At 39.3% G+C, this 13,198-nt stretch carries 12 protein-coding genes; 8 read left to right on the forward strand and 4 right to left on the reverse strand.

Annotated features, from left to right (window positions below):
* Positions 1-38: 38 nt before the first annotated feature.
* Positions 39-608, reverse strand: coding sequence for a hypothetical protein (locus E0H77_RS08920; RefSeq protein ID WP_131312769.1), 570 nt, complete (start codon positions 606-608; stop codon positions 39-41).
* A 116-nt stretch (positions 609-724) separates the two neighbouring features.
* Positions 725-1,192, reverse strand: coding sequence for a Holliday junction resolvase-like protein (locus E0H77_RS08925; RefSeq protein WP_131312771.1), 468 nt, complete (start codon positions 1,190-1,192; stop codon positions 725-727).
* Positions 1,193-1,313: 121 nt separating this feature from the next.
* Here E0H77_RS08925 and E0H77_RS08930 point away from each other — a divergent pair, with 121 nt between their 5' ends.
* The 4 genes from E0H77_RS08930 to yccS all read left to right on the forward strand — a co-directional run bounded on the left by E0H77_RS08930 (position 1,314) and on the right by yccS (position 6,008).
* Positions 1,314-1,958 carry a ParA family protein gene (locus tag E0H77_RS08930; protein ID WP_131377146.1) on the forward strand — a complete coding sequence of 215 codons (645 nt, stop codon included), beginning with the start codon at positions 1,314-1,316 and terminating at the stop codon, positions 1,956-1,958.
* Between the two features lie 77 nt (positions 1,959-2,035).
* Entirely contained in the window at positions 2,036-3,121 is a 1,086-nt protein-coding gene (locus tag E0H77_RS08935; RefSeq protein WP_131377149.1) for an AI-2E family transporter, read from the forward strand.
* Between the two features lie 168 nt (positions 3,122-3,289).
* Positions 3,290-3,793, forward strand: coding sequence for a superoxide dismutase family protein (sodC, locus tag E0H77_RS08940; RefSeq protein WP_228258321.1), 504 nt, complete (start codon positions 3,290-3,292; stop codon positions 3,791-3,793).
* Between the two features lie 76 nt (positions 3,794-3,869).
* Positions 3,870-6,008, forward strand: coding sequence for a YccS family putative transporter (gene yccS, locus E0H77_RS08945; protein ID WP_131377155.1), 2,139 nt, complete (start codon positions 3,870-3,872; stop codon positions 6,006-6,008).
* Positions 6,009-6,086: 78 nt separating this feature from the next.
* Here yccS and craA read toward each other — a convergent pair whose 3' ends face one another.
* Entirely contained in the window at positions 6,087-7,313 is a 1,227-nt protein-coding gene (gene craA, locus E0H77_RS08950) for a chloramphenicol efflux MFS transporter CraA (protein ID WP_131377158.1), read from the reverse strand.
* A gap of 616 nt (positions 7,314-7,929) precedes the next feature.
* Here craA and pstS point away from each other — a divergent pair.
* The 4 genes from pstS (at position 7,930) to pstB (ending at position 11,732) form a co-directional block, all read left to right on the forward strand.
* A complete protein-coding gene (gene pstS, locus E0H77_RS08955) occupies positions 7,930-8,955 on the forward strand; it encodes a phosphate ABC transporter substrate-binding protein PstS (protein ID WP_131377161.1) in 1,026 nt (341 codons plus the stop codon).
* Between the two features lie 101 nt (positions 8,956-9,056).
* Positions 9,057-10,007 carry a phosphate ABC transporter permease subunit PstC gene (gene pstC, locus E0H77_RS08960; protein ID WP_004754413.1) on the forward strand — a complete coding sequence of 317 codons (951 nt, stop codon included), beginning with the start codon at positions 9,057-9,059 and terminating at the stop codon, positions 10,005-10,007.
* Positions 10,008-10,009: 2 nt separating this feature from the next.
* Positions 10,010-10,852, forward strand: a complete 843-nt coding sequence (pstA, locus tag E0H77_RS08965) for a phosphate ABC transporter permease PstA (protein ID WP_131377164.1) — start codon at positions 10,010-10,012, stop codon at positions 10,850-10,852.
* A gap of 1 nt (position 10,853) precedes the next feature.
* Complete coding sequence (gene pstB, locus E0H77_RS08970; RefSeq protein ID WP_131377167.1) at positions 10,854-11,732, forward strand: phosphate ABC transporter ATP-binding protein PstB; 879 nt, start codon at positions 10,854-10,856, stop codon at positions 11,730-11,732.
* Between the two features lie 62 nt (positions 11,733-11,794).
* Here pstB and E0H77_RS08975 read toward each other — a convergent pair whose 3' ends face one another.
* Positions 11,795-13,138: an AbiH family protein gene (locus tag E0H77_RS08975; RefSeq protein WP_131377170.1), complete on the reverse strand. Its 1,344-nt coding sequence runs from the start codon at positions 13,136-13,138 to the stop codon at positions 11,795-11,797.
* Positions 13,139-13,198 lie beyond the last annotated feature (60 nt).

The raw sequence follows: 13,198 nt of genomic DNA on the forward strand, positions 1-13,198 counted from the left end.
TGGCAAACGCCATGCTTTTTACTGTTCGTCATGATATCTCACAGTGCTTTACGTTCAATCCACTGAATTGAATGCACACGAAATAGCTCACAAGCCCCATCACCCACATCAGTATTGGTCAATGACGAACGCCACACCAGATTACGGTCTTTCACTTCAACCAATTCACCTTGTAAACGTACTAAATCACCACGCTGGACTTGCTTAATCTGTTTGGCAATGTCGGGGCTCGCAGGAATAATGTGCATATTGGACACCATTTGCATGGCTTGCTCTGCTGACACTGGCAAGGTTGTCATTTTCCAGTTAAGAAAGCGGTCATACTGACGCACATGAATTTGTTTGGCAAAATATGGATCAGCAAACATGCCCCAACTCACTGCATAATCAATCGGGGAAAATTTTGCCTGTTCATCCTGACTATAACTTTTGGTGCTTAAAATTCGAAAGTCACCCCGAAAAGCTTTCAGCGGCGAAATGGACTGCCATGTCACCTCAGGCGCCAAGCCATTGGCAATGTTGTATTCTGCACCTGAATTTGAGGCAAAACTATGACTTGCAAGCAGCGCCAATCCTAAACCACACGCGAAATATTTTAGGGCTTGCATAGCGACTCCTCATCTCATCAAAAAATCAATCTCATTCTAGAATTTTAGAATGTTCATCTTGATCAAATGCAGCTAAATAGTAACGACTGCGCACAAAAGCGTAGTAATTTTGTCATCTAGTCTTCAAATTCAACCCGAATGGTTTCAAATCGAATTCGCCCTTTTTTAATCGCATCGGCAATCGCCTGCTGCCCTTTAGTCAGACGTGCATTGCCACTTTTAATATCAATAAGCACGACTTCAATCTCATCGGCACGCCCATCTCCATCGCGAAAGGAGTTATAACCATTAAATACAATATAGTCGACAGGATCGCCCAGAAATTTGGCATCACTGGGTAAATATTCAAATTCAGGGAAAATCGGGGCAAACTGCTCTGCCATCCTTCCCTTTAAAATCGCACGACTACTGTTGACACTACGTGATTGAGCTAAGCGTAATTCTTTCTGATGTTTGCGTTTTAGCTCTGAAATCTGAACTTCATATTCCGCTTGAATTTTGCCATTCCTCAGGTTCGACAACAATGCATAAGTCAAAATAACGCCAATGCCTAAACCAATGACCATAGCAATCCAAATGGGCATACGATGCTTCCTGTGTCTAAATTGACGCATTTAAACAGGCTTAGGACTTTTTGTCATGTCATAAGCGTAATGAAGGAAAAAGTGCTAAAGTAATCAAGCCTATATTTTTTATATAAAAGACATGAAAACGATATTAATTGCTAATCAAAAAGGCGGATGCGGAAAAACCAATACAGCCATTACACTTGCCAGTGCCCTTGCAGCAAAAAATTACCGCGTTGCACTTGCCGATGCTGACAATCAAAAGTCGAGCTTGCAATGGTTAAAACAACGTCCTGAACATAGTGTCTCGATTCAATCGCTGGACTGGCGCAATGAAAAATCAATTGGTGACGTACCAAAAAACCTTGAATATTTAATTATTGATGCACCAGGCGCGTTGTCAGGTGAACATGCTGAACAATTGATCAGCGAAAGTCATGCAATTATTATCCCGATACAGCCATCATTCTTTGATATTGACAGTACACGTCGTTTTCTCAAGCATTTACAAGAGATTAAACGCGTACGCAAAGGTAAAGTCGAGTTGCTTTTACTGGCAAACCGTGTCAAAGCCAACAGTGCCAGCTCGAAAGATATTCAGGATTTTTTTAGCAAAATTGAACAAGAACCGATTGCATGGATTTCTGAGCGCAGCGCTTATGGGCAACTTGCCATGCAAGGTTTGAGTATTTTTGATAAACAACAGAAAATCTATCAGACCATTCAAAAACAATGGCAACCACTACTCAACGTGATTATTGACGACTCGACAGCATGGTTTTAAAGCCTCCAAAGTAGATCAATTTGCCACCACGTGTTTTTCAGTTAATATACGAATATTAAAAAAACCTTAATTTTGAGATGCACGTGCAAAAATCTGCTCCTATTTTATTACATCGTATTTTATTGTTCGGATTGTTTTTTATCCTGCTGTATTTAAGTTTCAGTGTTCTTAAGTATTTTATTGTCCCTGTGGTTTGGGCCGTCATTATTGCTTATATGACTTGGCCAATTTACCGATGGATCTTGAGAAAATGCGGTGAGCAACGCACTAATCTCAGTGCAACCCTCATGTTATTGCTGATTATTTTGGTGATTGGCGTGCCCTTTGTATTTGCAATTTTTATTCTGCAAAATGAGGGGCAGCAGTTATTTATCGCAGTCCAACAACAATTATTTTCTGGGCATCTGAACTTACCTGCATTTATTACAGGTCTTCCAATTATTGGTCATGATATTCAACGTATGCTGGATGAGTTAAATAGCGATCCGCACTCTCTACGACAAAATATTATGCTGTGGTTACAAAGCCACGTAAACTACGGTCGCCTTGTTTTGGGTGAAATTAGCCGTAATCTGGTGAAATTATTTTTTGCACTGTTTTCCCTGTTTTTCTTTTATCGTGATGGCATTACCTTACTCAATCAGGTTAAACATGCCTTGGAAAAAGTCGTTGGTCCCCGTATTCATCATTATTTAAAAACGATTTCCCAAACCACGCGCGCGGTGGTGTACGGCATTGGCTTAACAGCAATTGCTCAAGCCATCTTGGCGGGTTTAAGTTATTTTATCGCGGGTGTTCCCAACCCAATGTTCCTAACCATCATCACTTTTGTGTTGGCGTTGATTCCATTTGGTACACCAATCTCTTATATCGCCGTCAGCTTGTGGTTATTTTCACAAGGGCAAATTTTCGCAGCGATTGGCGTATTAACTTGGGGAGTTTGTATTGTCAGTACGTCTGACAATGTGATTCGCCCTCTGGTGATTTCAGGAGCGACCCAAGTTCCGTTTTTATTGATTATGTTTGGCGTTTTGGGGGGCATTGCCAGTTTTGGTCTAATCGGGCTATTTATTGGTCCTGTGGTTCTGGCGATTTTACTGGCAATCTGGCGAGAATGGATTCATGAACAACAACTGGAGAATTCAACTTCAACATCAGAGTGATACAATGCATTTACTGATATCAGTATAACAAATTCATACATGCGCTAACCGATTAGGCACAATACTTCAATTTTTGTTTGCTTGAATAAAAGACGTAAAAAAATAAAACAGGATAATAATCACATGCGTCATTTTATTCAGCTCACAGGCTTGTGCCTTCTCGGCTCCATGCTACTTACTGGTTGCCAGTCTTGGTCACATTCAAAACACACCTCACAGCAGCAAGTAACCATGAATGCTGTAACTGCACAGGGAATTGCCGAGAAAATCGGAACTGTGACGTTACAGGATTCTGCTCAAGGTTTAGTCATTAGCACTCATTTATCCAAACTACCTTCAGGCATGCATGGTTTTCATGTTCATGAAAAAGGATCATGTGACCCTGCGATGAAAGATGGTAAGATGGCTGCTGCTCTTGCTGCAGGCGGGCATTTTAACCCTCAACAAGTCGCTCATCATGGCACACCCCTCACAGGACATTTGGGAGATTTACCTGTACTTCAGGTCGATGCAAATGGAAATGCCAATCAAAAACTACTTGCGCCTCGTCTAAAACTCAGTGATGTCCATGGTTTGGCAATCATGATTCATGCGGGTGGTGACAACTATTCGGACTCTCCAAAACCATTTGGCGGTGGCGGTGAACGGATTGCTTGTGGGCTAATTCCATAAAGCACGCAGTGTAATTGACAAGAACTTAAAAAAAGTCCAGTCTAAATACTGACATAATCACCTAAAAATCAATAACGTGAATAGCTTTTATATCCTGCTTCAGCGTTACCTAAGCAATGCATTGATCATGTATTGCTTACAAATGTGTATTGTGCTGACTGGCACCACACTCGGTTTATATTATTTGCACTTGGGGCAATTTATTGTCCCTGTGACCTTAGGAACTATTGCAGCAGCCCTAACCGATTTCGATGATCGGCTCAGTATTCGCTTGCGTAATTTACTCTATGTTTGTGTGCTGTTTTTTATCACCAGCACCATTTTAGAGTTGTTACACCCCTATCCTATTTTCTTTATTTTGTATTTATCGTTGTCCAGTGCAGGTTTTATTTTACTGGGCGGCTTGGGACAGCGTTACGCTACCATTTCGTTTGGAACAGTGTTGCTGTCGATTTATACCATGTTTGGTTTGGGCGAAGTACACGTCTGGTACTGGCAACCCAGCTGCTTTGTTTTGGGTGCGATCTGGTACAGTTGTGCAGCGATTATTTTTTATCTGCTCAAACCGACACTGGTGGTACAGGACTATCTCTCGACCAGTTTTCAACAGATTGCTCAGTTACTTCAACTCAAATCTAAACTTTTCGACCCCGACCACCAACACTTGGTTGAACAACTGCTGTTTGATTTATCTGTACAAAATTCAGCTGTGGTACAAAGTTTAAATCAGACCAAAACCGCTTTGCTGACGCGCCTGAAAGCCTCACGTGCCAATAAAAATACCATTTACTGGCTACATCTCTACTTTTTGGCACAGGATATTCACGAACAGGCAACCTCCAATTATTTACATTACGAACAGATTCAAGCCAATTTTAGCCGTAGCGATTTAATTTTTCGCATTCAAAAAAATATCCGTATGAATGCGCTCGCCTGTGAGCAAATTGCGCAGTGTGTACTGAATCGGCAACCCTATGTGGTCAACCCTGAGCATAGTTTGGCACTTCAGCATTTAGAACAATCTATGCACGACTGGGTACAACTCAACCCAGCGAATCTGGAAGTGAAAAATTTACAGCTCATTTTAAATAATTTGCATAATCTACATCAGCAACTTTTGGCACTGAATCATTTACCACAACACACGACCACACTCGATGACAATCTGAATTTACTCGATGATGATATTCAAGGCTGGCATGATCTCGTTTTAAAACTTAAGCAACATCTAAGTCCCCAATCTGCCTTGTTTCGCCATGCTGTACGCATCGCGGTCGTATTTCTGGTGGGTTATGCCATTTCTCTACTGCCTTTTGCCCGCAATGGCTACTGGATTTTACTCACTAGTTTATTTGTCTGCCAAATCAGCTACTTTGCCACCAAGTCGCGCCTAAAAATGCGGACTCTGGGCACACTACTGGGTGTGTTATGTGGTATTCCCATTTTATATTTTGTTCCCAGTATTGAAGGGCAACTGCTGCTAACCGTCATTTGTGGCGTGCTGTTTTTCTATTTACGCGTCAAAAAATATTCGATGGCAACCCTCATGGCAACCTTGATGGTGCTACTGATTTTTAATATTAAAGGATCAGGCTATGAAATTATTCTGCCGCGAATTATTGATACCTTGCTCGGCTGCGGAATTGCATGGTTAGCAGTCAGCCTGATTTGGCCTGACTGGAATTTTCGGAATATTTCCAACAATATTAAAAATTCAACCCAAGCCACATTGGCTTATCTGGATGCCGTAGTCGAGCAGTATCAGCAAGGCAAAAGTAACAGTATGCATTATCGTAGAGCTCGGCGTTTTGCACATAATAAACAGATTGAGCTGTCTGCCATGATTTCCAGTCTGAGTGCTGAACCACATCCCAATCCGACCCTAATTCATCATGCTTTTCGTTATCTGGTTTATAGCCATAGTCAGCTCAGTTATATTTCAGCACTGGGAAGTCACCGCGAACAGGTGCAAGATCCACAGATTCTAGAATTAATGCATTGGTGTCAGCAGACTTTAAATGCTGTACTACTCCAACAGCAGCCTTTAGCTGACATTCAGATTCAGGAAAAACTCAAAGAAATTAAAATACTTAGTCAGCAAGCGAACTTATCGGATCATTTGTTATTAATCTTAAAACAGATCAGTTTATTATTAGAAACTCTGCCTGAATTACTCCACTTACGCCAGCAGTTACTCATACAAGAGATTAAGTAAGACCTCTCAGGCGTGTGCTTGAACACAATGCCACACCTGACTTCAATATTTTTTTAATCAATAAACTGCAAGATGCTACTAAAACAGACCTGTCTGCTGTCGCTGATCCAGTAATTGTTTAAGCACTTTTCTCGGATAGAGAAACCATAAACTCAACAACAGTACACAACTTCCAGAAAATGCGATCAGATGGAATTGCGTATACAGCCAGCGTACAACTTCAATCACTACAAAAAAGCTCAACATCAGCAGCATCGAAACCGCAGCTGCAACTGTGCCTTTTGATACATTTGAAGACATTAAGGCAAAACGATACATGACTGAAAAACTGATGCCCTCACCAAAACTGATTAAGGTCATGCCAATCAGGAGTAATGCAAGCGCATATTGCGGCAACCAAACGGCGCTCAGCAAAAATAAAGCCCCACATAGCATGATCGGTACGCCAATAAAAACCGTTCGCCCCAATGCAAAACGATCAATCACTTTAATTAATAACGCATTTCCTGCGATCAGTCCTAAAAACACAGGAAATTGTGATAGTCCATAAGCCAGACTGCTGAGTTTAAGCTCATCAACCAACATCACAGGTGACAGCGCAATCCATAACATCAACGGAATATTCACCAAAGGCAAAGCCAGACTTAGCCCTAAAAATTGTGAGTTACGATATACGCGCTTAAAATCATCGAACAAATACACAAAAGGCTGCCGTGTAATGCTCTGCTGTTGTCGCGGCATTTGGCTATTTAAACCGAACCAGCTCAGTCCAGCCAAAATGGCAATGGCTATAAATCCCCAATGCCATGACACATAATCAATCAAAAATGCCCCCAGCACAGGCCCAAGCAAAGGTGCAAGTAAAGAAATATTGGCCATGAGTGCCATGACTTTAATTGCATCACGCTCAGCAAAATTTTCCTGAATCGCCGCATAACCCACTGCCGAAATGACCGTGAGGCCAATGCCTTGTAGAAAACGCAGGGCTAAAAACTGTTGTATATTTTGAGTCAATAAAATCAGCAGACAGCACACACCAAAAAATAATACACCTGTCAGCAGCACTCGCCTGCGCCCAAGTCGATCAGAAAGTGGGCCAAGCAGCCAAGCCACACACCCTCCCCCCAATAAATAAAATGACATGGATGAAGGTGCCCATGTTGCACTGACAGAAAAATCTTGGGTGATTGCCAGCATAGCGGGCTGAATCAGGTCATTACCAATATAAACAGAGAACTCAAACAGTACGAGTGCTAACGGAAACATCAGGGTTGAACGATTCAAAGTTTTGGGAGTGGGTTGCATCGTTTTTCTTCAATAAAGAACTGCACCAAACTTTAGAGCAGCGGGCAAAAATACAGAGATAAGTTTGAACTAAAATAAAGAAAATACAGCGTATGTCTCAGGGATTAAAAATAAACCAAGAAGCAGTTTAGATGTCATATAAGACACACCATAACACTTTTCACAGCAATGACTGAATGATTACAGCGAATACAATATAGTGTCATATATTTTTTAGGCTGAATAAAAACTGTCATTTTATAGGTTCGTGGATCACACTTTGTCCGATTCAAGATACTCAATCATTCACACTTTCTGCGAAAATTAACAGCAAGAATTTAAGGGAAAAGTATTTTTGCATATGATTGATTTTTAACAAGACCTTGATCTTAAACTTACAGATTTAAAATTAAATTTTCAGTAAAAACTTAAACCAATATTAATTTTAAAAATTTATTTTGCAACAAAGTAATTAAGCTACCTTTCTTTTTTAATCTTTTTCGTTGTAACAAAAGTGACATATTTTAGTCACTTTGCTGTCACACAGTCACATTAAATTAACACTCAATTTAGTTCATTCTCATCTTCCATCCTTAATGAACTTAAGGTGGAAATACCTTCCATACAGGGAATATCTATGACTTACTTCTCTAAAAAAATATTTGGCGCTTTAGTAGCCTCTGCGACGCTTGCTATTAGCGTAGCGCATGCAGGTGAAATTACGGGTGCAGGTTCTACATTTGTATATCCTGTACTTTCAAAATGGTCAGCAACTTATCACGCTAAAACAGGCAATAAAATCAACTACCAATCTATCGGTTCTGGTGGTGGTATTGCTCAAATTAAAGCAGGCACTGTAACTTTTGGTGCATCAGATATGCCATTAACTCCTGCTGAGTTAAATGCTGCTGGTTTAAAACAATTCCCAATTATTATTGGTGGTGTTGTTCCAGTTGTGAACATTGATGGTGTACGTCCAGGCGCTTTACGTTTGACTGGTCCTGTTCTAGCAGACATTTTCTTGGGTAAAGTAACCAAGTGGAATGATCCAGAAATCCAACATTTAAACCCTTCTTTGCACCTTCCTGACCAACGTATTTCTGTTGTTCACCGCTCTGACGGTTCTGGTACAACTTTTAACTGGGCAAACTATCTATCTAAAGTAAGCCCAACTTGGAAATCTAAAGTTGGTGAAGGTACATCTATCTCTTGGCCTACAGGTATTGGCGGCAAAGGTAACGAAGGTGTTGCTGCTTATGTGAAGCAAATCAAAGGTTCTATTGGTTATGTTGAACTTGCATACGCTTTACAAAACCGTATGAGCTACACAGCAATGCAAAACAAAGCAGGTCACTTTGTACAACCAAACACTGCAACTTTCCAAGCGGCAGCAGCGGGTACAAGCTGGAACAAATCACCTGATTTTTATAATGTAATTACCAATGCATCTGGTGCTAAATCTTGGCCAATCACTGCAACTACATTTGTAATCATGCATAAGCAACCAAAATCTGCTCAAGCAAGCAAAGAAGCTCTAGACTTCTTCAAATGGTCACTTGAGCATGGTCAAGCAAATGCACGTGCTTTGGACTACATTCCTTTACCTGCAAACCTAACTAAACAAATTGAAGGTTACTGGATTAAAAACATTAACGTTAAGTAATCTGGACATCGCCTCTTTTTTTAAATCCAACAGAATTCGTTTTGTTGGATTTATCTCTATTTCTTAATTAAAGATTTTCAATGATGAAACTAGATAGAACAATGAACCTAAATAGTCAGACAGACTCAAAAGATCAGCGTAATGATCGACTGTTTCACTATGTGGTCAAAAGCTGTGCCATCTTTGTGCTTCTGATTATGCTTGCTGCATCTTTTTCCATGATTTGGAGTGGCAAAGAAGCTTTTCAAACCTTTGGATTTTCATTTATCTGGAACAGTTCTTGGGATCCGATTGAGAAAAATTTTGGTGCTCTTGTTCCCATTTATGGCACATTAGTCACCTCTCTGATTGCCATGCTGATTGCCGTTCCTGTCAGTTTTGGTATCGCTATTTTTATTACCAACATTGCACCTAAGTGGATCCGTACCCCAATTGCAACAGCAATTGAGCTACTCGCAGGTATTCCCTCTATCATTTATGGTATGTGGGGTTTATTTGTTTTTGTGCCATTTATGGCGGATCACATTTACCCTTGGGTCAATGACCATATGGGTACATGGCCACTTATCGGCCCACTGTTTCAAGGGCCACCAATTGGTTTAGGCATGCTCACCGCAGGTATTGTGCTGAGCATCATGATTATTCCTTTTGTTTCTTCTATTATGCGTGAAGTGTTTGCAACCGTGCCAACACCACTGATTGAATCTGCTTATGCTGTCGGCAATACCACTTGGGAAGTCATTTGGGATATTGTTTTACCTTATACCCGTTCAGCGGTACTCGGTGGTATTTTTCTAGGTTTAGGTCGCGCTTTAGGTGAAACAATGGCTGTGACATTCGTATTAGGGAATGCTCATCAGCTCAGTTTGTCATTGCTTGAACCAGGCAACTCGATTTCGGCAACCATTGCCAATGAATTTACCGAAGCAGATTCTAGTATTTACTTGTCTTCACTGCTTGCACTAGGCTTTATTTTATTTGTCGTAACATTTATTGTGCTCGCGATTGCACGTTTCATGTTAGGGCGTCTATCACGCCGTGAAGGAGCGTAATCATGTCAACTGCGCTTTGGAAAACCCGTCAAGTTAAAAATTTTCTTGCAAAAGCCATGTCCTTATTCACTGCTGTATTTGGATTGTTCTGGTTAGTTTGGATTTTGTGGACCACCTTGAAAAATGGTCTACCTGCTTTGCATTTAAATCTACTCACTCAAATGACACCTCCTCCTGGTGAAACAGGTGGATTACTCAATGCCATTTTTGGCAGTATTTTTATGAGTGCAATTGCAGTTTTGATTGGTACGCCTGTCGGCATTGCAGCAGGAACTTACCTGTCTGAATACGCACGCGAAACCAAACTTGGTTTTTGTATTCGTTTTATTAATGACATTTTGCTTTCAACGCCTTCTATTGTGATTGGTCTGTTTGTATATGAACTTATGGTTCGACAAATGGGGCATTTCTCTGCCATCGCAGGTGCAGTAGCATTGGCGTTTTTAGTTCTGCCTGTTGTAGTACGTACGACCGACGAGATGCTGCAACTGGTTCCCAATACCCTACGTGAAGCTGCACAGGCTCTAGGTATTCCACGCTGGAAGATTGTCCAGCAGGTACTTTACCGTGCTGCCATGTCAGGGATTGTTACAGGCATCTTGCTGGCACTTGCCCGTATTTTGGGTGAAACAGCACCACTACTCTTTACTGCGCTCAACAACCAATATTGGTCAACCAATCTACTACAACCGATGGCAAACGTGCCTGTAGTGATTTTCCAATATGCGATGAGTCCTTATGATGACTGGCATGCACTCGCATGGGCTGGCGCACTCCTCATGACCTTTTTTGTCCTTGTGCTTGGCATTGTGTCTCGCACAATCTTAATCAAAAAGGATAAATAAAATGAATACAACCTCTCCATCTCTCTCGAACAACTTGCAAGATGCGCAACGCGCACAGCATACACCATCACATAATACGCCTATGTTTAATTCAGTGCTTCATACATCGCCACAGTTAACACCTGAGACGGCTAAGCTAGATATACGCAATCTAAATTTTTATTATGGCCATGCACAGGCACTTAAAAATATTAATATGATTATTCCTGAAAACCGAATCACAGCGTTGATTGGACCTTCAGGTTGCGGTAAATCTACGTTATTGCGTGTATTTAACCGTATTTATGATATTTACCCAAAACTTCGTGCTGAAGGTGAGGTTTTGTTTGATGGTCAAAATATCTTAAAAGACAATATTTCTGTAAACGAACTCCGCGCTAAAATCGGTATGGTTTTCCAAAAACCAGTCCCTTTCCCAATGACAATTTATGAAAACATTGCTTATGCAATCCGTCATTATGAAAAACTGTCTAAAGCCGAAATGAGCAATCGCGTAGAAAAGGTTCTGCGTGACGTGGCTTTGTGGGATGAAGTTAAAGACAAACTACACCAAAGCGCATTGGGTTTATCGGGTGGTCAGCAACAGCGTTTATGTATTGCTCGTGCTGTGGCGTTGAAACCTGAAGTGTTATTACTTGATGAACCAACCTCTGCCCTAGATCCTATTTCTACTGCAAAAGTTGAGCAACTGATTGAACAGCTTAAAGCCAAATATACCGTTCTGATCGTAACGCATAACATGCAACAGGCAGCGCGTATTTCTGACTATACAGGCTTTATGTTTTTAGGTAAGTTGATTGAGTTGGATACATCGAACAATATCTTTACCAATCCAAAACAACAGCAAACTGAAGACTATATTACTGGACGTTTCGGTTAAGTTTTTCTCTGTTTTTTAACAGTTTCGAAAAAAAAGACGATTTAAACATCGTCTTTTTTTATTTAAGTGCTTTTTGGTAATTCTACTGGCTGAATTTGATTCAGTTGTGCAATATCGGGATTGGGTTCGAATTTAAGCCAGTCTTGTTTCATCCACCTCTCAACTTTTTTCTTGCCTAAAATATAGAGAAGATTGGCTAATAGTGAAAATTTTGCATTATTATCAAAATAATAAACAATTACTCGTACATTTCGATCTATATCATCATTTAGAGAAAATAAATCAATAATATATTCTTGATCTGAAACATCTAGAGAATGCCCCCAAATATAAAACTTTAAATTTAGTTCAAATTTCTTTATTAATATATCTTGATAAATATCTTCTGAGTGATGTCCATAATTTTTATCAAATCTAATTAAATCATTTTTAAAAGATTTAACCTTAGATTTAAATTCATTCAAAAACAAGTAATCCGTATCTTTCATTAGTTTCTGATGATATTTAGTAAAACCATAGGCTTTGATTTTCTTTAATGCTTTATCTTTCAGATCAGATACTCCAAGTACCATATTTTGTTTTTGACCTGACATCCCATGTAAAAAATCAATTTCCGTTTTTGAGTTATAAAAATCCAAATAAGTTTGAGTATAGTTAAAAGAGTAAATATGAGCAATTTCCGTCAGATCATAGTCGTCTGATTTTAATGGTTTAAAAATATTTTTTGGTGTGAGTTTTTTTACTACGGTCTCAATATAAAAGTTAAAAATTCCTATAAATTTCTCTAAATCATCATAAATATCTTTTATCAAATCTAATGCATTAAAACCATTTTTTATATCTTCACCATAATAATAAACATTATTTAATGAAAACGGTTGTATTGCAGGCTTAGATAAAATTAAATTAAAAAAATTTAAAACTCTTAAATCACTCTTTCTAATATTAAAACCATTTTTATTTACATTATTCAAATATTTATTAATTACTTCAGGATCATGAAAAGAGCTAATTTCAATAATAAAACGTGCCAATATCATTAGGACATGTTCAATTTTATTTTCAAAATCAATCCATGTCTTAATTTCCTCAACATGGTTTTTAAAATATTGATACCAACAATTTTCTTTAAGCTGCGTTTTTAATTCTTTAATTTCATCAACTGATATTTTTATCTCTTCAGTTTTATAGATTGCCTTAGTATTTTGAAAAAACTTGTTTTGCTTTTCTTCGCCTGTTTTATCATTTTTATGCCAGTAATCTTTTCCAAATAAGTCATCAAAACTCATTTCCTTTCCAGCATCTTCCCAATTTTCTATTGCCGACATTGCCACCATAAAGTGATCGTATTTGGTTGGTAAGTAATGCGACAGATCAAAACCATTGCCCACAATTAAAATATTCATTGTTATCTATTCTCAATATAAAAAAAGCGCATCTTTCGATACGCTTTTAGCAGAAATTTT

This window comes from Acinetobacter brisouioides, assembly GCF_004331075.1.
Classification (GTDB): domain Bacteria; phylum Pseudomonadota; class Gammaproteobacteria; order Pseudomonadales; family Moraxellaceae; genus Acinetobacter.